Genomic DNA, 24276 nt, shown 5'->3' on the forward strand with positions numbered 1-24276 from the left:
CGCATGAATTTCGATCTGTCGGAAGAGCAGCAGATGTTCGTGACCTCGGTCGAGCGCTTCGCCGCGCCGATCGATGTCGAGGCACGCCGCCGGTTGCGCCTGTCACCGGGCGGCTATGACCGCGCGCGCTGGCAGAGCCTTGCCGAGCTTGGCCTGATCGCGCTGGCCGTGTCGGAAAAGGCAGGCGGCATGGGCGGCGCGCCGATTGATCTGGCCCTAGTGCTGGAGGCGATCGGCAAGGCCAACGCGCCCGATCCGCTGCTCGAACACGGGATTCTGCCCGCCCTGCTGCTCGAACACGGCGGCGCGGAAGAAATGCTCGCCAGCGTGCTTGCGGGCGAGACCTTCGCCACGCTTGCATGGACCGAGCGCAATCAGCGCTACAGCCTCAAGGCCAGAGGCATGAAAGCTGAACAGAAGGCGGAAGGATTTGTGCTGTCGGGCGAAAAGACGATGGTGATGGGCGCGCTGCTCGCCGATCTGTTCATCGTTACCGCTGACCTTGGCGGACAGACCGCCTGCTTCCTCGTGCCCAAGGACGCGCCCGGTCTCGAAGTGCGCGCCTATCGCCTCGTCGATGGCAGCATCGCGGGCGAATTGAAGCTGACCCGCACGCCCGCATCCGCCAAGCTCGCGCTCGATGCCGCCGCGCTGGATGCGATCGTCGCCGATGTGCGCCTGCTGGCGGCGGCCGAGATGGTCGGCCTTGGCCAGCGGCTGCTCGACGACACGCTCGCCTATGTCAAGGAGCGCGAGCAGTTCGGGGTGGCGATCGGCAGCTTTCAGGCGCTCCAGCATCGGCTGGTCGATTGCTATGCGCGCGGCGAACAGTCGCGCTCGATGCTCTATCGGGCCGCGCTGACCGAGCGCGGCGCGGCGGCGAAATGGCGACGCGCCGCTGCCGGGGCCAAGGCCTTCATCAGCGAGAATGTCGATGCCATCGCGCGCGAGGCGGTGCAGATGCACGGGGGCATGGGGATCACCGACGAGCTTGCCATCGGCCATGCGCTGAAGCGGGTGCTGCTGCTCGCGCGGCTGTTCGGCGATGGCGATACCATGCTGGCCGAATATGCGCGGGCAGCGTGATTGGCGGGCTGATGGGGGCTGACATCATGGGCGAAAAGATCGATCCGAACCTGTGGAGCGACGATCCCGAGCCGCATCTGATCGGCGGCAGGCTGCCCTCGGGCGAGATCGTCTTTCCGATGCCCGTCGGCGATGCAGCCAAAGGAGTGGAGCCCTACAAGCTTGCGCGCCGCGGCAAGCTGTGGTCGTGGACCTCGCAGGGCTTCCTGCCCAAGGAACCCTATGAAGGCCCCGGCAGCGGGCCGGGCGAAGGCCCGTCCGACTTCCAGCCTTTCCTGCTCGGCTATGTCGAACTGCCCGGCGAGGTGATCGTCGAGAGCCGGATCGTCGATGCCCGGCTGGAGGATCTCCATCTCGGCATGGATCTCGAATTCTGCATCGTGCCGTTCAACGCGCGCTACGACACCTTCGCCTTCCGCCCTGTCGCCCAAACCGAAAGCAAAGCCGCATGAGCGAGAATGTCTATATCATCGGCGCCGGCATCCACCCGTTTGGCCGCACCGACAGCCGCTCGGGGCGCGAGCAGGGCGTCTATGCCGTACGCGAGGCATTGCAGGATGCAGGCCTCGAATGGCCCGACATCGAATGCGCCTATGGTGGCTCGGCGGCGGCGGGCAGTGCGGACATCATGGTCAACGAGCTGGGGCTGACCTCGCTCCCCTTCACCAATGTCGCCAATGGCTGCGCCACGGGGGGCAGCGCGCTCGCCGCCTCGCAACAGGCCATCGCGTCGGGCATGTATGATCTCGCACTGGCAGTCGGCTTCGACAAGCATCCGCGCGGCGCGTTCAACGCCAAGCCGGCCGATTACGGCCTGCCCGATTGGTACGGCCAGACCGGCATGATGCTGACCACGCAATTCTTCGCGCTCAAGATCCAGCGCTACATGCAGCTTCACGGGATCAGCCGCATCACGCTTGGCCGGGTGGCGGAAAAGGCCTTCCGCAATGGTGCGATCACGCCCCACGCCTGGCGGCGCAGCCCGGTCGATCTCGAGACGATCATGAACGCACCGATGATCAACGACCCGCTGACCAAATACATGTTCTGCTCGCCCGCCGAGGGCGCGGTGGCGCTGATCCTCGCTTCGGAAAAGAAGATGCGTGAACTGGGCGCGGACGGGGTCAAGATCCGCGCGGTGGCGGTCAAGACCCGCCCGCCCAACTCCTTCGAGGTGTTTCAGCCCGGCATCAGCATTGCGGAAGGCGGCAAGCCCACCGTGCTCGCGAGCAAGGCCGCTTTCGAGAAGGCGGGCGTCGGGCCGGAGGACATCTCGGTTGCCCAGCTGCAGGACACCGAAAGCGGCGCGGAAATCATGCACATGGCCGAAAACGGCTTCTGCAAGGATGGCGAGCAGGAAGAATGGCTGGCCAATGGCTGGACCGAAATCAACGGCGGCAAGCTGCCGGTCAATACCGATGGCGGGTGCCTGGCCTGCGGTGAGCCGATCGGCGCCTCGGGCCTCAGGCAGGTTTACGAGAATGTCCAGCAACTGCGCCAGCGCGGTGGCGCGCGGCAGGTGCCCGGCAAGCCGCGCCTCGCCTATAGTCATGTCTACGGCGCTCCGGGCCTGTCCGCCGTCGCCATTCTGGAACGCGAATGAGCCGAATGCAGGGCAAGGTCGCGCTGGTTTCGGGCGGCGCGGAAGGGATCGGGGCTGCGGTCGCGCGCCTGATCATCGCCGAGGGCGGCTGCGTGATGCTGGGCGATGTGCAGCGCGAAAAGGCGCAGGCCCTCGCGGCGGAGCTGGGCGAACGGGCCGATGCCTGCCAGCTCGACGTGCGTGACCTTCACCAGTGGGAAGCGGCCGTCTCCACCACGCGCGGGCGGTTCGGCAAACTCACCGTGCTGTGCAACAGCGCCGGAATTTCGGAACCCGGCAATGTCCCCGACGGTTCGCTCGACGTGTGGGAGCGCACCATCGCCATCAATCTCACCGGCCCCTTCTACGGGATGCGCGCCGCAATTCCGGCGATGGAAGCCAGCGGGGAACCTTGCGCCATCGTCAATATCGGCTCGATGATCGCCCTGCGCCCCGCGGCTTTCGTCGCTGCCTATTCCGCTTCGAAGGCGGGACTGCGGGGCCTGACCCAGTCGGTCGCGCTCGATCTGGCCGAGCGCGGCCTGCCGATCCGCGTCAACATGGTCCACCCCGGTGCGATCCGCACCCCGATGTACAACCGCTACAAGTTTTCGGGTGCCGACACGCCCGAAAACATCGAAACCAATTTCGCCGCCACCCACCCGATGAACCGCATCGGCGAGCCGGAGGAGGTCGCCCGCGCGGTGGTCTTCCTGGCCAGCGACGAGGCAAGCTTCACCACGGGATGCGACTTTACCGTCGATGGCGGCGGAAGCATTCGGAGTTAACGTGGCCAAAGTCCATTTCATCCGCCCGGACACCCGGTTCCCGCAATCGCGTTCGCGCCGCCGGCCAGTCGATGGCGGCAGAAACATCAGGAGCTGACATGCCCGCACAGCCCACCACACAACCCGCCACCCGCATCGATGCGCATTTCATCGCCGCGGGCAAGTATCACGACATCGACTACCCGCGGCTCGAGATCCTCAAGCTGCTGGCCGAGCATCCGCAGATCCGCACCACCGTGGCGGCCGACTATTCGGGGCTGGAGCGGCTCGATGCCTGCCGCTTCCTCATCACCTACACCTGCGATCTGATGCCGACCCCGGAACAGGCACGGCAGCTGCGCGCCTGGCTGGAAAAGGGCGGCAAGTGGATGGCGCTGCACGGCACCAACGCGATCCTCGTCTTCACCGCCGATGGCCTGGTCGATGCCCCCGACGAGCGTCCTGACGTGATGGAAATGCTCGGCACGCAGTTCGTCGCGCATCCACCGATCGACAGGTTCCCGGTCGCGGTGGTCAACAAGGATCACGAGCTGACCCGCGGGATCGCCGACTTCGAAGTGGTGGACGAGCTCTATCTGTCCAGAACCACCGCGCCGATCGAGACGCTGATGCAGACCACCTTCGAAGGCGAGGCCACCGGCTTTACCCAGAGCCAGTGGCCGAAAACCACCGTGCCTATCGTTTATACGAGGGATATTGGCGCGGGGCGGATCGTTTACAATACGCTTGGTCACTGCCGCGGACATTATGACCTGCCCGGCATGGCCGATTTCTACCCGCACAAGGAAATGTGCGCCTGGAATTACGATGTCTATTATGAGCTGCTGCGGCGCACGATCCGTTGGGCCATGAGAGACGGGGACTGAACGGGATCGATACGACATGGACATGGACTTCTCGCCCGAGGACATCGCCTTCCGCGAGGAAGTGCGCGCCTTCCTCAAGGACAACCTGCCCGAGCGCCTGCGCATCGGTGCGCGGCGCACGCCCGGCGTCTTCGTCGAGCCCGATATTGGGATGGAGTGGCACCGTATCCTCTACAAGAAGGGCTGGGTCGCTCCGCACTGGCCCAAGGAGGACGGCGGAACGGGGTGGACCCCGACGCAGAAGTTCATTTTCGAAAAGGAATGTGCGCTTGCCGGCGCACCGGCGCTGGCGATCCTCGGCCTGCGCCTCGTCGGCCCGGTGATCTGCGAATTCGGCACGCCCGAACAGAAGGCGCGGTTCCTGCCGAGGATCCTGTCGGGCGAAGACTACTGGTGTCAGGGCTATTCCGAGCCCGGTTCCGGCTCCGACCTCGCCAGTCTGAAAACGGCGGCGCGGCGGGAGGGTGACGAATATGTCATCAACGGATCGAAGATCTGGACCACCCACGCGCATCACGCCAACTGGATCTTCGCCCTCGTGCGCACCGATGCGAGCGTGAAGAAGCAGCAGGGGATCAGCTTCCTGCTGGTGCCGATGGATCAGCCGGGCATCGAAGTGACCCCGATCTATTCGATGTCGGGCGATCACGAGGTCAACGCGGTGTTCTTCACCGACGCGCGCACCCCGGTGTGCAACCGCATCGGCGAGGAAGGCCAGGGCTGGACCATCGCCAAGTTCCTGCTCGAAAACGAGCGCGGCGGATCCTGCTTCGCCCCGCGCCTGCTGCAGAGCATCGAGCGGCTGGAGACGCTCGCCCAGACCCAACCCTCGGGCGTCAACGGCGCGATCGCGCATGATCCGCGCTTCCGCGACCGGCTCGCCCGGGTCAGGCTGGAGGCCGAGGCACTGGAGGTGACCGAGCTGCGCATCCTCGCCCAACTGGCCAAGGGGCATGCGCCGGGCCCGCAGACCTCGCTGGTCAAGCTGCTGAGCGCGAATATCGGCCAGAAGGTCGACACGCTGCGGCTCGAATTGCTCGGCCCCGATGCGCTGCAACTGCCGCTCGAACGCCCGCTCTACGGCAACGAGGCGCCCGAGCCGGTGGGGAGCGAATATGCCCAGACCGCGATGGGCAGATATCTCAACAACCGCGCCTCGACCATCTTCGGCGGTTCGGATGAGGTGCAGAAGAACATCATCGCCAAGACCGTGCTGGGTCTGTGACACGGCGCTTCCTCGCCACGGCGAGGAAGGAAACAAGGAAGCGATCCAAAGACCAGGGCGCGCTGGCGCGGTCACGTTTGCCATGGCGCCGCCGCCCCGGGCGGCCCGCAAGGACGAAAAGCATAGGAGACCGAGATGGACGTATCGAAGCTGATGTTCCGCGAAGGCCTGATGGCGGGCCAACGGATCCTCGTTACCGGCGGCGGCACCGGTCTCGGGCGGGAAATGTCAGAGGCCTTTCTCAAGCTCGGCGCAACGGTCTATATCTGCGGCCGGCGGCAGTGCAAGCTCGACGAGACGGTGGCCGAACTCACCGCACTGCACGGCGGCAAGATCGTTGGCCACGCCTGCGACATCCGTGATCCCGAAGCCATCCATGCCATGGTTGATACGATCTGGGCCGATGGCGGGGCGCTGACCGGCGTGGTCAACAACGCCGCAGGCAATTTCATCAGCCGCACCGAAGACCTGTCCGTAAACGGTTTCAACGCGATTGCCGACATCGTGATGCGCGGCACCTTCTACGTCACGCTCGACATCGGCAAGCGGCTGATTGCCGAGAAGAAGAAGGCCAGCTTCCTCTCGATCCTCACCACTTGGGTGTGGTCTGGCAGCGCCTTCGTGGTGCCCTCGGCCATGTCCAAGACCGCGATCAACGCCATGACCCAGAGCCTTGCGACCGAGTGGGGCCGCTATGGCCTCAGGTTCAACGCCATCGCTCCGGGGCTTTTCCCGACCAAGGGGATGAGCGCGCGCCTCCACCCCGGCGGCGCGGGCGGCAATTCGGGCAATAACCTCAACCCCATGGGCCGCGCGGGCGAGATGCATGAACTCGCCAACCTCGCGGTGTTCCTGATGGCGCCGGGCGCGGAATATGTGAACGGCCAGACCATCGCGATCGACGGCGCGGGCTTCCAGGCCAATGGCGGCACCTTCTATCCGATGCTCCACGCACTGGGCGATGCCGAATGGGAACAGCTGCGCGCGATGATCAAGGGCACCAACGAAAAGGACAAGGCCGAAAGAAGCGTCTAGATCGCGCAGGCGCCTTCGCGCCTTCGTCCTCGCGGCCATTCCTTCGCTTCGGAACAGACCGGTGCGGGCGGGCAATCGCCCGTGCGGGCCTGCGGCCCCTTGTCCGGCACTAACCGGCAGCGTCTGCAAGCGCCTGTGCGGTCTTGTAATCGGGCTTGCCGTTGTTGAGCCGCAGCGACTTGTCGGTGAGCACGTAAAGGCGCGGGATCTTGTAGCCGGCCAGGCCTGCGCGGGCATGGGCGTCGAGTCCAGCCTCGTCGACTGTGCCCTCGGTTTGCACCACCGCCACCACCTTGCGCCCGAAGCGCGGGTCGGGAAGGCTCACCACGCGCACGTCCTTGACCCCGGGGTGTTCGAACAGCACCGCTTCGACTTCCTCGGGAAAGACCTTCTCGCCACCTGTATTGATGCACATGTTGTCGCGGCCGATGAATTCAAGCGTGCCGTCAGAAGCCCAGCGCGCGCGGTCGCCGGTCATTAGCCAGCGCTTGCCGTCGATCACCGGAAAGGTCTGCGCGTTCTTCTCGTCCTCGCCGAGATAGCCCAAAGGCAGCGGACCGGTGCGCGCGACAATGCCAATGCCCTCGGTGCCGGGGGGAATCTCCTTGAGGTTCTCGTCGAACAGCCTGGTCTCGCGGCCGGGCAAGGGCTGGAACTTGCCCCCGCCGGTCGAGCCTTGGGCGGTGGTGATGACGATGCCGGTGCCCGAGCTTTCCGAGGAACCCAGCGCATCGACAATCGTCAGCGTGGGGTGGTGCGCGATCAGGCGTGCCTTGAGCGCGGGTGAGAACACCGCGCCCGACGAGGTGATGGTGCGCAGCGAGGCCAGCACCTGCGCCGCATCGCCGCGCGCATCGAGCCGGTCGGCAAGCGGCAGGGCGAAGGCGTCACCGACGATGAAGATCCCGCGCGCCTTGAGGCGCTTGACCTCGTCGAGCGCGAGGTCGGCGTCGAACTTCGGCCCCGGCAGCAGCGCCAGCGTGCCGCCCTTGAGCAGGTGGATGACCGCGGTGAACTGCCCGGCCCCGTGCATCAGCGGGCTGAGCAGCAGCAGGGGCGAGGTGCTGGCGGGGTGCTCGGGTCCGATGCGAACGGCCTCGGCCACCTGTTCGGCAAGGCTTTGTGTCACCAGCGGCGGGGTACCCGGCGGGCGCTGCCACACCCCGATACTGAACGCGCCCCAGGCCTGATCCATCGGCCACATCACCGCCTTGGGCATCCCGGTGGTGCCGCCGGTCGCGGTCAGGAACAGGGCTTGCGGATCGTCATGGATCGCAAATCCGTCCGGCACGGGGCTGCCGCACAGCGCCGCCCACTCCGCTGTGCCGACATCCACCGTCAGCGTCCCCTGCGGCATCGCCCCGCGTGCGATTTCGGCAAAGTCGCTCTCGGTAAACAGCGCCTTGAGGCCGAAGCGGGTGAAGATGTCTGCCAGTTCGCGGGCCTTGTAGTGGTAGTTCACATTGATCGGCACCACCCCCGCCTTCACGCAGCCAAAATAGGCGAGCAGGTATTCGGGCGTGTTGCGCAGCATCTGTCCGGCGATGTCCCCGGGCCGCAATCCGCGGGCGACGAGACCCGCGGCGATCCGGTCGGTCAGCGCGTCCAGCTCGCCCCAGCAAACCACGCGATCCCCGTGCACCAGGGCCGGACGGTCTGCGGGGATTGCCCCTGCCAGCGCCTTGAGCACCATCCCGAAATTCGCGCCCGTAAAACCCGTCACCGCAATCTCCTTCATCAAAATCGCTAGCCCCCCCGCCGGCCTCTTTCCCCTAGGTAAATTGGCAGGACATCCTGCAAAATTGCGCTAGAGTAGGTTTGCGGGAGAACAAACGAGAGGAGCGAGTCTGACAATGGCTAATAATGTTGTCGAGCTGCGGACGCCGCAAGGTCGCGAATCCCTTAACCAATTGCTCGATTCGGTCACCATCACCTGCCCGGAGGACATCCACGATGCCGCGGTGAACCTCGCGCGAATCGCACAGGAGCGCGGGATGCAGATCGCGGTGTGCGACGACATCTCCTCCAAGGAGCCGATGGTCGATGCCGATGGCACGATCCTCAACGCCGACATCTTCCGCTGGCTCGATGACGGGGCGCGCTGGTGGGAGGATCATCGCCTCGCGCTGCATTCCCCCCTGCCGCGCGCCTGCCGCTATGAAAGCGAGCCGTTCTGGGTCAACCGCCACGGCTTCAACACCCGTTGGCGCAACCACTACCTGGCCGAGATCGACCTCAGCGATTTCGAGAGGCGGGCGCTGTGCAAGGCCGCGATCGTGATCCCGACGCACCTGCCCTTCGGCCAGATTTCGGCCTCGAGCTTCATCTCGATGGACCGCAACAAGGAAGACCTCTCGGCCGAATTCGCCGAATATGGCGCGCTGTTCGCGATGGTCACCCGCTGCTTCGTCGCCGGTTACGTGCAGGCCAACCGCACCAAGCGGCGCATCCCGTCCGACTGCGTGCTCTCCAAGCGCGAGGTCGAGTGCCTGCGCTGGGCAGCGATCGGCAAGACCGACAAGGAGATCAGCATGATCCTCAACCGGTCGCACGCCACGATCCGCTACCACATCCACCGCGCGGGCGAGAAACTGGATTCGGTGAACCGCGCGCAGACGATCTTCAAGGCCGGTCAGCTCGGGTATCTGGGGGCGAGCGATTGATTGCGTGCCCGCCTGCGGGCACGTCCCCGGTGAGCCATTGTTGCCCTACCGCTTCGCTACTTGAGGGCACGCTCCCTCCGCTTCGCTACGGAGCACCTGCGGCGCGCGTCGTGCGCTCGCGGTCGCTGCGCGACCGATAGCTGCGCGGTGTCGATGACGAGTGCTGGCTCGGGCCACAGGCGTCGCGCGGCCGAACGGGCGCCCGCAGCGCAAGCGAAGCTAAACAGCCGCAGGCTGGACACCCGACCTTCAGGCTGCATGAGCTAGGATCGCGCGCGCCGGATGGCGTGCGGAAAACAAGGGATCCTAGCCCAGCTTCCTCAACGGCTCGCTGCCGTCCCAGCCGATCCCGGCGGCCTTGATCATCCCGAACAGGTCGGGGCCGTCCTTGGCCTGCTCGAGCAGCTCCACCAGCGTCCCCGGACCACCCCCGGCATCGACATAGATCGCCTTGCTGGTGCCGAAGGTGCCTTCGAGCATCACCTCGGCCCCTTCCGCCTCGCAAATGCGCCGCGCGTGGGCGATATCATCGACCAGAAGGCACACATGGTGCAGCCCGTTGCCGGTCGCCCCGTAATCCCCGGTATAGATCGAGGGGTGATTGTCGCGCGGGCGGATCAGCTCGATCTGCAAGTCGCCCCAATAGGCCAGCGCCAGATCGAACACCGCTTGCGTAGGCTCGCCCCGGTATTTCATCCCGTCGAGGTGAATGCCCTCGATGATGAAGAACGGCCCGATCCCCATGACCTTGGTCCAGTGCTGCACAGCCGCATCGAAATCCTCCGGCACGAAGGCCAACTGCATGATTTCGCCCAAGGCGGCGATCTTTCCCGGCAAGCCCATCTTCCTCTCCAATCCGATAGTGTGCCCGTCCTGCAAAGCTGTGTGATATTCTTTCGCCGAGACACTGCACAAAGTGCGAGGACGACAGGCCAGTTCGCCTCCGATGAGGACCGGAAAAGCACGATGAACGAGATCAAGGATATTGCCCGCGAAGACCGCTGCCCGGGAATCAGCTATACCGATATGCTGAATGGCGACACCCGCCGTCCGCCGGACTACCTGTTCAAGGAATCCACCATCGAGATGGGCGACGAACCGCTGCCGGTGATGCCTTACATCTCGGAGGAATTCGCCCGCCTCGAACGCGAGAAGATGTGGCCCAACGTCTGGCTCTTCGCCGCGCGCGAGGACGAATTGCCCGATCCCGGCGACAGCGTGGTGTTCGACATTGCCGGCAAAAGCTTCCTGCTGATCCGGCAGAAGGATGGCAGCGTCAAGGCGTTCTACAATGCCTGTCTGCATCGCGGCCGCAAGCTGCGGACCGAAAGCGGCAACTCGGTGCAGCTGCGCTGCCCGTTCCATGGTTTCACCTGGCGCAATGACGGCTCGCTCAAGGAAATCCCCTGCGCGTGGGACTTCAAGCACCTCGAAGGCAAGAACATGGACCTGCCACAGGCGCGCGTCGAATTGTGGCAGGGCTTCGTGATGATCACCGAGAACCACAGCCTGCCCGATTTCAAGACCTGGCTGGGCGAGCCGGCGAGCCATTACGAGCGTTACGACTTCGAAAACCGCTATACCGGCATGTGGGTGCAAAAGCGCATTCCGGCCAACTGGAAGGCCACCGCCGAGGCCTTCATGGAAGCATGGCATTCGATCACCACGCACCCGCAGCTGCTCGCCTTCCTGGGCGATGCCAATACGCGCTATGATCTGATCGGCGATCATTTCAACCGCGCGATCACGCCTTCAGGCGTGCTCAGCCCGCACGTGAAGGGCAAGAACTCGGACTACGTGCTGGAGAAGATGAACGAATTCTCCGGCGGCCAGGACGCGCGCACCAACCGCCGCTTCTCGGCCAGCGAAGGCCCGGGGGAAGGCTACGAGGCCGATGATCCGCTTGGCGCGCGCAAGCTGCTGGCCGAGGCCGGCCGCAAGGGCTTTGCCGAACAGTACGGCTATGACTATTCCGATGCCTCGGACACCGAGATCCTCGACAATTTCACCTACAATATCTTCCCCAATTTTTCGCCGTGGATCGGTTTCCTGCCGACGCTGGTGTACCGCTGGCTGCCGGGCGACACGCCCGACTGGTGCATCATGGAAATCCGTCTGCTGTTCCCCACGCCCAAGGGCCAGCCGCGTCCGCGCGCCGTGCCGCCGACCTATATTCCGGATGATCAGCCCTTCGCCTGGGCCAAGGATCTGATGGGCCCGCAGCTTGCCAACGTGTTCGATCAGGACTTGTCCAACTTGCCCTATGTCCAGGAAGGCATGAAGGCGCTGAAGGACGGGATGATGGAGCTGGGCCACTATCAGGACAGCCGCGTGCGGCATTTCCAGCGGACGCTGATGAAATATGTGAACGGGGAACTGCCTGCGGCTAGATAGACTGCCATGGGCTTTTCCTTCGATCTTCGCGGGCGCACCGCGCTCGTCAGCGGCGCATCCTCGGGCCTTGGCACGCGGTTCGGGCGCATTCTTGCGGCGAGCGGCGCGAATGTCGCGCTCGGCGCACGGCGGGCGGACCGGCTGGCGGCTCTTGCAGCCGAGATCGGCGCCGCCGCCGTCGCGGTGCCGATGGATGTCGCGCGCGAGGCGGACATCATCGCCGGATTCGACGCGGCCGAAGCGGCCTTCGGGCCGGTCGACACCGTCATCGCCAATGCCGGGGTCGACGGCGCCGGCATGGCCACCGCCATCTCCGAAGCGGAGATCGAGCAGACCCTCGCGATCAACCTCAAGGGTGCGATCCTGACCGCGCGCGAGGGCGCAAGGCGGATGATGGCCCACGGCATCACCAGCGGACGGATCGTGCTGATCGCCTCGATCACCGCCTTCGAGCCTTCGCCCGGCCTTGTCGCCTATGCCGCGAGCAAGGCGGGTGTGGTGCAGGCCGGACGCACGCTGGCGCGCGAATGGGCGCGCGCGGGCATCAACGTCAACACCGTCTCGCCCGGCTACATCCGCACCGCGATCAACGATGCCTGGTTCGACACCGAAGGCGGCAAGAAGCAGATCGCGCGCTTTCCGAGGCGCCGGTTGATGGGAGAGGAGGGGCTGGATGCGATGATCCTGTTCCTGTGCTCGGACGCGAGCGAGTTCGTGACCGGCGCGGATTTCGTCCTCGACGACGGGCAGACGCTGTGATGCCTTGCCGGTTCAGACCGAAGCGAACCGGATCGCACGCTCAGGCATTGCGCGCGCAGCCTCGCGCCGGCTTTTCCGGAGAGGCGCAGCATGGCTAGACGCCTGATCTCGCTCGCCGCCGGGATCATGCCGGAGGCAACGCCTGCCCAGTTGATCGAATGCGCCGCGGCGAGCGATTTCGATTTCGGCGGGATGTGGGCCGAGCGCGACACATGGACCCCGGCCACCACCCGCGCGATCCGTGCACTGGCGCGCGATGCCGGGGTGGAACTGCTCGATCTGGAAGTCGCGTGGATCATGCCCGGTCCGGCCGATCCGTGGCTGACCGAGCTGGTCGATATTGCCGCCGAACTTGGCGCCCGCAATCTGCTGTGCGTCTCCAGCGATCCTGACATGCCCGCCACCACCGCCAAGTTCCAGGCGCTGGTCGAGCGCGCCAAGGGCACCGGGGTGCGGGTCAATCTCGAATTCGGTCTCTTCACCGAGGTCAAGACCATCCACATGGCCCGCGCCATCCTCGAGGCGATCGAGGGCGAGGCCAAGGCGCTGCTGGTCGATACGCTGCACTGGGCGCGGTCCGGCGGCACGCTCGAAGATCTCGCCGCAATCCCGCGCGAATGGCTGAGCTACTGCCAGCCCTGCGACGCGCCCGCCGCGGGGCCGGATCCGGCCAGTTTCGACGCGATCATCGACGATGCGATCAACCGGCGGATGCCATTGGGGCAAGGCGGCTTGCCGCTGGCCGCGATGGTCGATGCCCTGCCCGCGCACCTGCCGATGGCGATCGAGGAACGTTCCGCGGACTTGCGCGAGGCCTTTCCCGACCTCGTCGAACGCGCCCGTCAAGTCGCCCGCACCAGCCGCGCATGGCTGGACGCACAGGGCTGATCAGGCGCGCGCGGCCACCTCCGCCGCGTCGAAGTAATGGATGCGCAGCTCGCGAAGCAGCCCGCCTTCGAAGGTGCCCGCCTCGCAGATCGTCTGGGTGAAAGGCTCGCTGCCGTCCTTGGGGTGCATGGTCAGGCGGATCACCATCACCGCCCATGTTTCACCGCCGGTGCAGTCGAGCATTTCGAGCCTGGTGTCGGCCCAGGTGGCATACATCGCCGCGGCGCAGCGTTGCAGCGCATCGCGCCCGCGCCACTCTCCGCCAAAGGGCAGGCTGCCTGCCTCATAGAGCACGAAATCCGGATGGATCAGCGCTTCGACCGCGTCCCAGTCCCGCGTGGCAGCGGTGGCATAGACCTTGGCCAGCATTTCTCTGGGGGTGAGCCCCTGTCGTCCTGCCGCTCCGCTACTCGGGGACATCACTCGTCAATCGTGCCGATGAGATCGCCGACCTTGTAGACCGCGCCCTCCTCGCCGGTGGGATGGATGATCCCGCTGGCCGGAGCCTCGATCTCGGTGGTGCTCTTGTCGGTTTCGACCGTGTAGATGATGTCGCCCTTCTCCACGCGCTCGCCATCGCCGAACATCCATTCGACGAGAGTCATTTCGACCGCGCTCATGCCGAGCTTGGGGATGCGGATTTCTGTCGCCATCTAGAGTTTGCCCATCGCAAGTTTGATCTGTTCGATGATCTGGCCCTTGTTCGGGATCCACGCCTGTTCGAGGTGGCTGGCAAAGGGCACAGCGGAAAAGGTGCCGCCGATGCGCCGCACCGGGCCTTTGAGCACGTCCCAGCACTTTTCCTGGATGTTCGCGGCGATCTCGGCGCCGGTGCCAAAGGGACGCACGGCCTCATGCAGGGTCAACGCGCGTCCGGTCTTGCGGACCGATGCCAGCACGCTCGCTTCGTCGTAAGGCGCGATGGTGCGCAAGTCGACAACCTCGACGCTGATGCCTTCCTTGGCCAGCTCGTTCGCCACGTCGAGCGCATCGAGCACGGTGCGGCCATAGGTGATGATCGAGATGTCGGTTCCTTCGCGGGCAATCGCCGCCTTGCCGAGCGGCACGCGGTAGCCCGGGCCGGGATCTTCCGCCTTGAGGCCGTAGCACAGGATGTTCTCGATGAAGATCACCGGGTCGTTGGCGTCGATCGCGGCGCGCAGGAGCCCGCGCGCATCGGCCGGGTTCGACGGGGTGACGACATGGATCCCCGCGACGTGAGCGAACCACGCCTCCAGCATGTCCGAGTGCTGCCCGCCGAAGCCGACCCCGACGCCGGTGGTGGTGCGGATCACGATCGGACACGGGGTCTGCCCGCCCGACATGAAGCGCAGCTTGGCGGCATGGTTGACGATCTGGTCCATGCACACGCCAACGAAGTTCATCAGCATGATCTCGGCAATCGGCCGCTGGCCCGCAAGCGCCGCACCGACGGCAGCACCAATGATCGCGGTCTCGGAAATCGGTGTGGCGCGCACGCGCTGTTCGCCATATTTCTCGGTCAGGCCCGCGGTGACCTTGAACACCCCGCCACCCTGCTTGGCAGAAACGTCTTCGCCGAGGCAGAACACGGCCGGGTCTTCGGCCATCGCCTCGTCGATGGCGAGGTTCAGCGCCTGGGTCATGGTGATCTGGGCCATCAGGCGGTCTCCTCCAGCACGTCCTTGTAGATTTCGTTCACATCCGGCAGCGGCGCGGCAAGCGCGTGTTCGACCGCGGCGTTGATCTGCGCGTCGATGTCGGCCACGATCGCGTCCAGCTCCTCTTCGGTGAACTGGTGCTCGAGCATCACCTTGCGCAGCTTGGGCAAGGGGTCTTCGGCCTTCATCTCGGCGATGTGTTCGGGCGGCATGTAGCTGAAGTCCGCGCCGAAGAAGTGCCCCATCATGCGGTAGCACATCGCCTCGACCAGCGTCGGCCCCTCGCCCCGGCGGGCACGATCGACCGCTTCCTTGACCGCGGGGTAGATCTGGAAGACGTCATTGCCGTCGACCCGCACACCCTTCATCCCGTAGCCTTCGGCGCGCAAGGCGATGCTGGGGCTGTCGGTATGATCGGCATAGGCGGTGTGCTCGCCATAGCGGTTGTTTTGGCACAGGAAGACGACCGGCAGCTTGTAGAGCTGGGCCATGTTCATCGCTTCGTGGAAGCCGCCGATATTGGCCGCCCCATCCCCGAAGCTGACAAGCGTCACGCGGCCATCGCCGTTGTTCTGGCTCGCCATCGCAAGGCCATTGGCAATCGGCAGGCCCGACCCTACCACGCCGGTGGTCACCATGATGCCGGTTTCCGGGTCGGTGATGTGCATGGTGCCACCCTTGCCCTTGCAGGTGCCGGTCGCCTTGCCGAGGCATTCGCCCCACCACTTTTCCATCGGGATTCCCTTGGCGGTCTGCTCTCCCTGACCGCGATAGGTGCACACGACATAATCTTCCTTCTCCAGCGCTGCCATCGCCGCGGCCGAAACCAGCTCCTGCCCGCGCACGCAGTAATACATCACCGCAACCTTGCCGCTCATCAGCAGCTCGCGGAACTTCTCGTCGGTGCGGTTCACCTTCATCGTGCGGATGTAGATGTCGAGCAGCTTGTCGCGGTCGATTTGCGCCATGGTTTTGGGACCTTTCAGGGGGAAGGGATTGGAACTGGACGCGCCCTAGAATTGAACCCTTTGCGTGAACCCGCCGTCGACGACGATGTTCGCACCGGTCATGTAGGGCACCGCCGGGCTGGCGACGAAGACGATCGCCTTGGCGACCTCGACCGGCTCGCCGAAGCGGCCCATCGGCATCTTGGCGAGGGTCGCATCGAACAGCGGCTTCATGTGCTCCTCGATGATCTCCCAGTTGCCGCCCTTGTAGTAAATCGCACCGGGGCTGACGGTATTCACGCGGATGCCCTTGGGCGCAAGCGCCTGCGAGAGCTGCGAGGCATAGGTGATCAGCGCCGCCTTGATCGCGTTGAAGGGATTGGGGGCGATGAAGGTTTCAAGCGCCGCGGTGGACGAGAGCATCACGATCGAGCCGGTGCCCGACTTCTCGAGATGGGGAGTCAGGGTCTCCACCGCGAAGGCCGCGCCCTTCAGGTCCATGTCGAGGCACGCCTGCCAGTCACCCGCCCCACCGGTGCCCGAGGCAGAAGCGGTGTGAACGAAGATGTCGCAGCCACCGATTTCGGCCGCGGCCTTCTCTAGCCAGGCCTGATAGGCTTCGGTGCCGCTCGCCATGTCGAACACCTCGGCAAACACCTTGCCCGGACCGGCCGCATCGATGGCGGCCCTCGCGGCCTCGATCTTGTCGTCCTTGCGGCTGAAGAAGGCGACATCGGCGCCTTCGGCGGCAAACAGCTTCAACGATTCAAGGCCAAGGCCATGTGCCCCGCCGTTCATGATGACCTTCTTGCCCTTCAGTCCCAGATCCATAGCGCCTCTCCCCGGCTAATGGTTGCGACCTGTGGGGATAGCCGAGCGCAGGAGTGCCGCGTATCGTCAAAATTGTGGGGGTGGCGAGGATGGCCGGAGCGGCAATATGCTATTTTGCCCTGCGCATCGTCACCCCGCAGGCGGTCGCAAGGGTCGGGAGCCGGGCCATCGGGCGAGCATTGATGTGCACGCGTTTTCTCCGGCCGACGAGGACGAATAAGACCGGCTGGGGATCGTCGCGTAATTGGCCCATGCGTCCAGCGGCGCAAGCCATTTCGAACAGGTGTGGACGGCCCGGACAAGGCTGAACAAGCGGACAAGACCACGCGCCGAAAATCACGAAAGTCAGAGCCGCAAGGGCGCATTCCGCATCTGGGGCGATCATCGGCTGGCACACTCCTTCCTTTGGGGAGGTTCCTATGGGGAGTATGTCAATGCGGACAAGGCCGCCTGCCGCCGGGCCTTGTGCATCATCCAGACCCCTATCAGGTGGAGGCGATGGCAGCGCATCATGTGGATCAATCGTTCTACAGCGTGGTGACCGTGCTCGATTCCTACGGCCCGGGTTCCGCCAAGCGCGGCGACCGGGTTCATCTTCGGAACGGACAAGCTGCGGTCTGCGCTGGCCAGGGTGCGCTAGACGCCCATCGCCACACATCAGACGCTGCAACGTTTTGTGCAGGGGGTGGTGCTGCTGGGGAGGATTGAACTCCCGACCTCACCCTTACCAAGGGCGGGTTTCCGGACTCATGGGGATGCATGGGGATGATTAAAGCGCTGTGAAATAGAGATTTGATGTCCACGGTTGTCCCCATGCCTCCCCTATTGTATTCCGTACTCGTTCCGTACGAAATAATATGAAGGGAAACGGCGCGTGGCACGCGATCTTAGCAGGGTGAAGGAACGGGACGGTCTGAAGGCCCAGCGGGAGCCGTACTGGCAGCGGCTGCGCGCTGGATGTTTCATCGGGTTCCGACCATCGAAAAAGAGCGGCGCTGGCACTTGGATTGCCCGTGCCTACGATGAGGACCTTCGCAAGTACCGGATGAAGGCGCTCGGCGACTTCGGCACGGTGGCCCCAAACGAGAGGTTCGCGCTGGCGAAGAAGGAGGCCGAAGCGTTCGCCGATCTGGTCGAGGCGGGCGGAGAGGTGCGCCGCGAAATCGAGACGGTCAAAGACGCGTGCGAGGATTACCTCACGGAGAAGCCCGGCAAGATCGCCGAAGGCGTTTTTCGGAGGCACGTCTATGATGATCCCCTCGCCGGCGTGCGGCTCGACAAGCTGCGGAAGCACCACCTGAAGGCATGGCGGAAGCGCCTCGAAGATGCTCCTGCGATTGTGTCCCGCCCGAAAGATGGTGAGGCGCGTACCCGCAAGCGCGCTGCATCGACCGTGAATCGGGACATGGCCGTTTTACGAGCGGCGCTAGGCCGATTGCTCGCACCGGGCGCGCCGCGCAGCGAAGCCGCATGGCAAGAAGCGCTACGCGCCGTGAAGGATGCTGATGGTCGGCGAGAATTGTATCTCGATCGGACGCAGCGCCGAAAGCTTCTCGATAGCATCGACGACGAGGCAAAGCCCTTTGTGCGAGCTCTCTGCCTCTTACCATTGCGTCCTGGAGCAATGGCCGCTTTGACGGTGCGGGACTTCGACAAGCGCACGTCCGAACTGACAATCGCGAAAGACAAGAACGGAAAGCCCCGGCGGATTCAGATCCCGCCAGAGGCCGCGCGGCTGTTCAGCGCGCAGGCGAAAGGGAAGTTGCCAGCCGCGCCCCTGTTCATGCGATCGAACGGAAAACCATGGGACCGAAATAGCTGGAAGCTCCCAATATCGGCAGCCGTCAAGGAAGCTGGCCTCCCGGCTGGCACGTCCGCCTACACGTTGCGGCATTCGGGCATTACCGACCTGATCCGGCTCGGCCTCCCCATCCTGACAGCTGCCCAAATCAGCGGAACAAGCGTGGCGATGATCGAAAAGCACTACGGGCATTTGGGAGAGAAATCCGCGGTCAAGGCGTTGGGAGGTCTGGTGCTTTGAGCGATGTTGCACCCTACCATGGCAATGGCCCTACCGGGGGAACGGGAGGCGGCATCGCTGCCGCCTTCATTTAACCATGGCCAAGCCTCGCAATCGCCCCGATGTGGTGAACTCGGACTTTTTTTCAGGCGTAACCCCTCTATGGGTTGGTCCGGGCAGAGCGCCGATCCCTGAGCGTTTTCATGCAGCCTCATTCTCACTCGCCGATTGGGTAACTTCCCGGTTGCCTAGGAACTCTGACCAAAATTGGTCGGCAAGTGAGTCGGGCTTTTGGCCTCTGCGCCACTTACTCATCGAAGCCACTGAGCGATGGCACTCCTACGACTGGAAGGCCGATGAAGATCTGATTGCCAGCCGAAAGCTGGACGAGAAGCACCTAGAGACGCTAGCAAAGGCTACATGCGCATTTCGGCATGCATTGGGAAAGCCAGCCCTCAGAAGGGCAGAGCGTGACCTGGGCGTTTCCATCGTCGCGGCTTTGAGTCCAGACGCTCGGATTGAAATAACGCATGAAGATGGCTGTAACGCCGTCGCCAATGCGCTTCGTGAGCTCGAGAATTGGGCAAGTCAGCCCGACCGCCACCCGGCCCGCTATGGTCCACTGCTGTACGACACGCTACCTGCGCGCCTACCCAAGCCCGAGATAGCAGTCGCACTGGTCCTTGCCGACCTCGTGACAGGATTTCGCAAGGATGGGCATAATGCGGGAGGAATCCACTTCCCACGGCCAGCCGCTTTGTCGCCAGAGCTACCTTGGAAATCCATTGCTGAATTCGCAACGGCATTTTCTGATGATCCAGAAGCCTCGATCACTCCAGAAAACGTGGCAACGCGGGTGAGGAACTTGCGCGGGAAGGTCGCGCAGATAATGCGTTAGCTGTGAATGCCGCAACAAGCGCGAGACTTTTGGTATTCTCATTGCTCCAATATCTGACCCGTTCTGTGGAATCCCAAGCCATGCCCTGAGGCGCTGCGCAATCCCGCGTGGTCCCTACAGCGGCATGGGAAACGACAATGACCCAACTGTTGACGGTGGCGGAATTCAAGGACCGCTTCAAAATCAGCCACTCGGCGTTCTATCGCGAGGTGGCTGCCAATCGCATCCCCATCAGGAAAATCGGCCGGGCGACACGCATCGCCGTTGCCGACGCGGAGGCTTGGGCTGCCAGCCTACCGACGCAGGGCGGGGAGGCGTCCAATGGCTGACCTCAAGAAAGATGCCCCCAGCGCCGGTGGAGCGGCTCTGGGGGCGAATGTCGCAGGCCGCGAAGCCGCCGGACAGCTGGACCAGTACCATTCGCCCCGATCCCCTCGCAAGCGGCTTGTCGTGAAGGCAATCGGACCTGACGGCCAGCCGTTCAAAGAAACTGGGCAGGTAGCAAAAGTGCTTCTGTCCCTCGTAAAGGCAGGCGAAGCAGGGATTACGCCTCTCGCACGGGAGACTTGGTCGCTGCGGCTTTCCGATCATGTGCGCAAGCTGAAGAACCGGCGCGGGCTGACGATTGTCACCCTCTGGGGCAAGCATGATGACGGGCGGCACGCCCGCTATGTCCTGCGGTCGACCGTGAACATCATCGAAGTCAATTCCGACTGACAGACATGACGGCAGGGCGGCTGGCTACGGTCGCCCTGCTATCTGTCACTCGCTTGATCCCCCAAAAGGGAAGGCCTTGCCATGCGCAAGCGAAGGAAGAACAAACCAAATAAGACCGGCCGCAACCCTACGTCGCGTTTCGCTCGGCTTGATCATCGCCTTTTGAACTCACCCGCCTATCGTGCGCTCAGCGTCGCCGCACGCGCCTTGCTGGTCGAGCTTACCATGCTTGACAATGGCGACAACAACGGGAGCCTCTATCTAGGCATTCGCGATGCTGCGGGGCGCCTTGGCATGGCCGATCTGACGGCGGTTCGGAGCGCCTTCGATGAATTGCAGGATCTTGGATTTATCGAGATGACCGAGGCGGCATCATTCCATGTCAAGGCGGCCGAAAAGTCCCGCGCTCGATGTTGGCGCTTAAGCTGGCTGGCCGGGCCGGGTCGAAAGGGCCCATCAATGGCGTTTATGGAACGCCAGCCGGAGCCCGGCACCAAGGCTCACAAGCGGATGGAGCGCGGAATGCGAGCCCTCAAGGCGTACCGCAAGGCCCGCGATTCTGGTCATTTGCCGGTGTTGGATTCCGACACGGAAAGCCAAGCTATCCCCCCCATGCGTTAGTGGCGGTGTCGGTTTCCAATACGCTATCAGACCCAAATGGCGGAATTCCGCCGATTTGCTATGTGTCGGAATTCCACGCACACATAGCTGCTACCATGGGTAGCGCGGCTCACTCCTCCATTTGTGTTCACAAGCGGAAGGATTGTGCTCAATCCAAGTTTTCGGCTGAGACGGAATTTAGTTGCCGTTGAATTCTCGGATCTGGCGGCGAGCATCTCGCGCATTTGCGCCAATGATCATCCATTCGTCCGAAACGGGCATACCGGCTTCCCGGGTTCTGCATATCTGAGAGTCCACCCCGCCGTAATCGGGGTCCGTGCGGTCGCAGGGGCAATAGCCAAATTTGCAGAAGCGGCGGTCGGCCTTCCTTGGCGGCGCTGGAGATTGAGGTGCGGAGCTCGCAACTGGCGGCGCGGTCTCGGGCTTCAGGCAGCTAAGCATTGCGTTCCGTGCGGCGTCGCCACCAGACAATGGGATGAGCATCGAGTCCTCAAGGCCGAACGAAATTTCGAGCGTCTTTGCCTTGGTCAACCGATCTCCATATGCGGGCGAGAAGCGCCACAAGTAGGCTGGCTCGCCCTTGGTCATGAATTCACCCTTGTCGCTGCTCGCCGCCATCCTTCCATCGACTTCAAGAAAGAGGGGTACCTCACGGCCCCGGGAATTCTTAGCCTCAATGCCGATGACGCTTAATAGCGTCCACCCCTCCGTTCGATTAACCTTAACGAGCACCGCAGGCCTAGCGCGCGAGATGAGATTCAGCGACACCGCGCAAGAACCATCCTCTTGCACAAATGCCCACGAACCATCGACCACTGCCTTTTGTGGGGCGGGCTCTTGCTGCCCGGAACTGCCTTCAGGCGCCCCCTGCGCGGCCAATGCCATTGCAGCCAATGCCAGATATGCGGTTTTCAAGGCACCCATGGCTCCCCCACCTTGCGCTCTTTGTTGGAGGGATAATGATCGGACGGGCCAAAAAGGACAATCGAAAGGGATACTTCGGATGGAAATTAATTCCTGGCGACAGCTCTGAGGGAAGGAAAGCGGTCTACGCCCGCATACAAGTTTGCCGATCTCTAGGGAGGACCCGCAATTCTCCCCCGCCATGCTTTCCATATGCTGTCCGGCTTGTGACACGCGATGCGTTCACGCCTTGGCATGAACGGACAAAGTACCTAACCTAGCGGCTCTTCGAAAGAGGGGCGCGAGGGTGGGAGTTAAGTATACGTCGCTGGCTTTGGCGGCCCTATTGATGTCAGGTTGCGGACGCAGCGGTGCGAGCGATCAGCCCGCCGACATCGACGGCTTCGGGCCATTGCGCTTCGGCATGTCATTCGAAGAAGTTCTGGCGGCTGCGGCGATCGGCACGTTCAACCCGGCTTCAATAACGGACTGCGCTGACACACTGGTTTTGCGGGGCTGCCTTCTCACCCAGCGCACCGGACCGCAATTCGACGTAATCCACGAATCGATCCCCTACAAATTCGCGGCGGAGATCGGGCGCGACAACAAGCTCTACAGCATTACCCTGTGGTTCGACCCAGAGGCTAGGCTGAGCCGCGAAGAATGTGTCCGGATGCTTGAGGCTACCGTCGACTGGTCTTGGCCCGGCGAGGCGCAGACAAACACCAAGCTTAAGCTCTCCGACGACTACGAGTGGCGCACATCACCCAAGGGGGTACGATTTCCGATGTCGCGGGAGGGTGACTTCGCAACTGTGTTCATGCCGGAAGAAGGAGGCGGTGTCGCCCGTTCGTACTTCGCGTCCTTTCTAATGATAGACGGAAAGCCTGACTGTAGTGTGAGCGTGAGCTTCACCGTTCCGACCGAGATGCCTCGCGTTGATACCGAGGCGTAAAGCAACTTCAGTCGAATCTGATGTGTGATCCAAGCACAGAAAAGCTCATACTAATCAGAAACCTGCGGCCGTCTCAATCAGATGCGATTGGCGATTTCTGATCCAATCAGATCTGATTGGGAAGCTGCCACTGTCAGAGCATGCTCGCTATCTCTTTGTCTTGGCACGCCGATTCTGTATCCATCCGGTGAAGGCCGCACCCGTTTCAGTTAGCGGTCACTGGGTTTGATGATGCGTTTTGCTGCGGCGTTACGACGAGCGGCGATCCGGCCGAGGATGCCGTTGATCGGGAAGACATCGAGTTCGTCTGGATCGTAGTCGTCGAGCCATTCGCTGACATCGGCGTGATCTGGATGGTCCGGATCGTTTCTCGCCTCGAGCATTTCGTAGAACCCCGGGATGCCGCCGCAGTCCTCGGGAGGGCAGTTGCGCTCACCGGCGATGAAACGCGGATATGCCGTGGAGCGATCCCCAGCTCGGACATCCCTGATGATCAAACTGTGTTCCCAGTAATCGCCGAAATCATAGACATAATGAATCCGGGTAGTGCCGGGAGCAAGCACATCGCGCAGTCGTGTGCGGGAGGCGACCTTGCGGGGAGCGGTCCCCCAGTCCTCGTCCATGGGCAGGCCGTAGGTCTGGTGATCGATGACCATCTCCCAGAGGTGATAGTCGAGCCATCCCATGGCGGTCTGGACGATCTCGTGCAGCACCTTGAGGGTGATGGAGGTTGGGACTTCGAGCTCTCGCCAGATGAGCGGGTCGGAATCGTTCAGCTCGATACGCAGCGTGGCGATCTCGGTAAAACTGTCGATGGCGCTTTGGCGGGTCATGCCGCCTGCGATAGCAGACCTTCACTCTTGCGCCAGTTCCAAGGCAGCAGCTGATCGAGCCTGGTGGCGGGATGATCGGCGATGCGAGCGAGGACATCGGCGAGCCAGGCCTGCGGATCGACATCGTTGAGCCTGGCGGTCTGGATCAGGGTGTAGATGATGACGGCACGCTGGCCGCCGCGATCGGATCCGCAGAACAGCCATGCCTTGCGGCCAAGCGGGATGCAGCGGAGCGCGCGCTCAGCTGCGTTGTTGGTGAGGCAGATCCGGCCATCGTCGAGGAAGCGGGTGAACGCGTCCCAGCGCTTGAGCATGTAGAAGCAGGCCTTGGTGAGATCATGGCCGCGCGATAGCTTGGCGACCTGCTCGGTCAGCCAGGTGTGGAGCTCGGCCATGAGCGGCGCGCTGAGTTCCTGGCGAACTGCAAGCCGCTCGGCCGGGCTCTTGCCGTTGATGCCGCGCTCGATGTCGAACAGGGCATCGAGGCGCTGCACGGCTTCGAGCGCGATCGGATAGATCATGGCGGCGCTCTGTCCGCGACTCTTCTTGCGGGCCGAGCTTACGACATCGGCCAGCTCGAAGAACTTGCGCCTCGCATGGGCGAAGCAGCCTGCCTCGAGCACGG

The 24276-nt window shown here is 63.6% G+C and carries 27 protein-coding genes; 17 read left to right on the forward strand and 10 right to left on the reverse strand.

Translation table 11 applies throughout. From position 1 onward, the window contains the following. Positions 1–3: 3 nt before the first annotated feature. From BZF61_RS09720 to BZF61_RS09750, 7 genes are all read left to right on the forward strand, one after another. Complete coding sequence (locus BZF61_RS09720; protein WP_086618870.1) at positions 4–1086, forward strand: acyl-CoA dehydrogenase family protein; 1083 nt, start codon at positions 4–6, stop codon at positions 1084–1086. Between the two features lie 11 nt (positions 1087–1097). Next, positions 1098–1538, forward strand: coding sequence for an OB-fold domain-containing protein (locus BZF61_RS09725; RefSeq protein ID WP_245804571.1), 441 nt, complete (start codon positions 1098–1100; stop codon positions 1536–1538). Beyond that, positions 1535–2689, forward strand: a complete 1155-nt coding sequence (locus tag BZF61_RS09730) for a thiolase family protein (RefSeq protein ID WP_086618871.1) — start codon at positions 1535–1537, stop codon at positions 2687–2689. Before BZF61_RS09725 ends, BZF61_RS09730 begins: the two co-directional genes overlap by 4 nt. Next, positions 2686–3456: an SDR family NAD(P)-dependent oxidoreductase gene (locus tag BZF61_RS09735; protein ID WP_086618873.1), complete on the forward strand. Its 771-nt coding sequence runs from the start codon at positions 2686–2688 to the stop codon at positions 3454–3456. Before BZF61_RS09730 ends, BZF61_RS09735 begins: the two co-directional genes overlap by 4 nt. A 98-nt stretch (positions 3457–3554) precedes the next feature. Next, on the forward strand, positions 3555–4322 hold the full coding sequence (locus BZF61_RS09740; protein WP_211276755.1) for a ThuA domain-containing protein: 768 nt from the start codon (positions 3555–3557) through the stop codon (positions 4320–4322). A gap of 16 nt (positions 4323–4338) precedes the next feature. Beyond that, complete coding sequence (locus BZF61_RS09745) at positions 4339–5547, forward strand: acyl-CoA dehydrogenase family protein (protein ID WP_086618874.1); 1209 nt, start codon at positions 4339–4341, stop codon at positions 5545–5547. A 135-nt stretch (positions 5548–5682) separates the two neighbouring features. Continuing rightward, positions 5683–6582: an SDR family oxidoreductase gene (locus BZF61_RS09750; protein ID WP_086618876.1), complete on the forward strand. Its 900-nt coding sequence runs from the start codon at positions 5683–5685 to the stop codon at positions 6580–6582. Between the two features lie 109 nt (positions 6583–6691). Here BZF61_RS09750 and BZF61_RS09755 read toward each other — a convergent pair whose 3' ends face one another. Beyond that, positions 6692–8305 (reverse strand): AMP-binding protein, encoded by a 1614-nt coding sequence (locus BZF61_RS09755; RefSeq protein ID WP_158094085.1) that lies wholly within the window; start codon positions 8303–8305, stop codon positions 6692–6694. Between the two features lie 130 nt (positions 8306–8435). Here BZF61_RS09755 and BZF61_RS09760 point away from each other — a divergent pair, with 130 nt between their 5' ends. Next, on the forward strand, positions 8436–9245 hold the full coding sequence (locus tag BZF61_RS09760) for a helix-turn-helix transcriptional regulator (RefSeq protein ID WP_086618880.1): 810 nt from the start codon (positions 8436–8438) through the stop codon (positions 9243–9245). A gap of 306 nt (positions 9246–9551) precedes the next feature. Here the strand turns inward: BZF61_RS09760 and BZF61_RS09765 are convergent, their stop codons facing one another. Further along, complete coding sequence (locus BZF61_RS09765) at positions 9552–10088, reverse strand: VOC family protein (RefSeq protein WP_086618882.1); 537 nt, start codon at positions 10086–10088, stop codon at positions 9552–9554. A 123-nt stretch (positions 10089–10211) separates the two neighbouring features. Between BZF61_RS09765 and BZF61_RS09770 the strand changes: the two genes are divergently transcribed. The 3 genes from BZF61_RS09770 to BZF61_RS09780 all read left to right on the forward strand — a co-directional run bounded on the left by BZF61_RS09770 (position 10212) and on the right by BZF61_RS09780 (position 13286). After that, positions 10212–11639: an aromatic ring-hydroxylating oxygenase subunit alpha gene (locus BZF61_RS09770; protein WP_086618883.1), complete on the forward strand. Its 1428-nt coding sequence runs from the start codon at positions 10212–10214 to the stop codon at positions 11637–11639. A 6-nt stretch (positions 11640–11645) separates the two neighbouring features. After that, entirely contained in the window at positions 11646–12398 is a 753-nt protein-coding gene (locus BZF61_RS09775; protein WP_086618884.1) for an SDR family NAD(P)-dependent oxidoreductase, read from the forward strand. Positions 12399–12488: 90 nt separating this feature from the next. Beyond that, a complete protein-coding gene (locus BZF61_RS09780) occupies positions 12489–13286 on the forward strand; it encodes a sugar phosphate isomerase/epimerase family protein (RefSeq protein ID WP_086618885.1) in 798 nt (265 codons plus the stop codon). Here the strand turns inward: BZF61_RS09780 and BZF61_RS09785 are convergent, their stop codons facing one another. Genes BZF61_RS09785 through BZF61_RS09805 form a run of 5 tightly spaced genes read right to left on the reverse strand, consistent with a single transcriptional unit; the run spans position 13287 to position 16704 of the window. Beyond that, a complete protein-coding gene (locus BZF61_RS09785) occupies positions 13287–13706 on the reverse strand; it encodes a nuclear transport factor 2 family protein (protein ID WP_086618886.1) in 420 nt (139 codons plus the stop codon). After that, complete coding sequence (locus BZF61_RS09790) at positions 13706–13939, reverse strand: biotin/lipoyl-containing protein (RefSeq protein WP_086618887.1); 234 nt, start codon at positions 13937–13939, stop codon at positions 13706–13708. Before BZF61_RS09790 ends, BZF61_RS09785 begins: the two co-directional genes overlap by 1 nt. After that, positions 13940–14926, reverse strand: coding sequence for an alpha-ketoacid dehydrogenase subunit beta (locus BZF61_RS09795; protein WP_086618888.1), 987 nt, complete (start codon positions 14924–14926; stop codon positions 13940–13942). Further along, entirely contained in the window at positions 14926–15894 is a 969-nt protein-coding gene (locus BZF61_RS09800) for a thiamine pyrophosphate-dependent dehydrogenase E1 component subunit alpha (RefSeq protein ID WP_086618889.1), read from the reverse strand. Before BZF61_RS09800 ends, BZF61_RS09795 begins: the two co-directional genes overlap by 1 nt. A gap of 45 nt (positions 15895–15939) precedes the next feature. Continuing rightward, positions 15940–16704 carry an SDR family NAD(P)-dependent oxidoreductase gene (locus BZF61_RS09805; RefSeq protein ID WP_086618890.1) on the reverse strand — a complete coding sequence of 255 codons (765 nt, stop codon included), beginning with the start codon at positions 16702–16704 and terminating at the stop codon, positions 15940–15942. Between the two features lie 874 nt (positions 16705–17578). Between BZF61_RS09805 and BZF61_RS09810 the strand changes: the two genes are divergently transcribed. The 5 genes from BZF61_RS09810 (at position 17579) to BZF61_RS09820 (ending at position 20960) form a co-directional block, all read left to right on the forward strand. After that, positions 17579–18745: a tyrosine-type recombinase/integrase gene (locus BZF61_RS09810; RefSeq protein WP_086618891.1), complete on the forward strand. Its 1167-nt coding sequence runs from the start codon at positions 17579–17581 to the stop codon at positions 18743–18745. Between the two features lie 76 nt (positions 18746–18821). Then, positions 18822–19622: a hypothetical protein gene (locus BZF61_RS15595; protein ID WP_143736991.1), complete on the forward strand. Its 801-nt coding sequence runs from the start codon at positions 18822–18824 to the stop codon at positions 19620–19622. A gap of 137 nt (positions 19623–19759) precedes the next feature. After that, positions 19760–19951, forward strand: coding sequence for a helix-turn-helix domain-containing protein (locus tag BZF61_RS09815; protein ID WP_086618892.1), 192 nt, complete (start codon positions 19760–19762; stop codon positions 19949–19951). Beyond that, positions 19944–20339, forward strand: coding sequence for a winged helix domain-containing protein (locus BZF61_RS15600; RefSeq protein WP_143736992.1), 396 nt, complete (start codon positions 19944–19946; stop codon positions 20337–20339). Before BZF61_RS09815 ends, BZF61_RS15600 begins: the two co-directional genes overlap by 8 nt. Before the next feature lie 81 nt (positions 20340–20420). Next, on the forward strand, positions 20421–20960 hold the full coding sequence (locus BZF61_RS09820) for a hypothetical protein (RefSeq protein WP_086618893.1): 540 nt from the start codon (positions 20421–20423) through the stop codon (positions 20958–20960). Between the two features lie 177 nt (positions 20961–21137). On the opposite strand, the gene BZF61_RS09825 is transcribed toward BZF61_RS09820, so the two are convergent. Then, positions 21138–21884 carry a hypothetical protein gene (locus BZF61_RS09825; protein ID WP_143736994.1) on the reverse strand — a complete coding sequence of 249 codons (747 nt, stop codon included), beginning with the start codon at positions 21882–21884 and terminating at the stop codon, positions 21138–21140. Positions 21885–22170: 286 nt separating this feature from the next. On the opposite strand from BZF61_RS09825, the gene BZF61_RS09830 reads away from it, so the two are divergent. Further along, positions 22171–22818, forward strand: coding sequence for a hypothetical protein (locus tag BZF61_RS09830; RefSeq protein ID WP_143736996.1), 648 nt, complete (start codon positions 22171–22173; stop codon positions 22816–22818). A 209-nt stretch (positions 22819–23027) separates the two neighbouring features. Here BZF61_RS09830 and BZF61_RS09835 read toward each other — a convergent pair whose 3' ends face one another. Both BZF61_RS09835 and tnpC read right to left on the reverse strand, forming a co-directional pair. Then, entirely contained in the window at positions 23028–23651 is a 624-nt protein-coding gene (locus tag BZF61_RS09835) for a plasmid pRiA4b ORF-3 family protein (RefSeq protein WP_027443935.1), read from the reverse strand. After that, positions 23648–24276, reverse strand: a 629-nt coding sequence (gene tnpC / locus BZF61_RS09840) for an IS66 family transposase (RefSeq protein WP_143736998.1), incomplete at its 5' end; no start/stop codon positions are given. The genes tnpC and BZF61_RS09835, both read right to left, overlap by 4 nt.

Source organism: Erythrobacter tepidarius (genome assembly GCF_002155695.1).
Taxonomy (GTDB): Bacteria; Pseudomonadota; Alphaproteobacteria; order Sphingomonadales; family Sphingomonadaceae; genus Erythrobacter; species Erythrobacter tepidarius.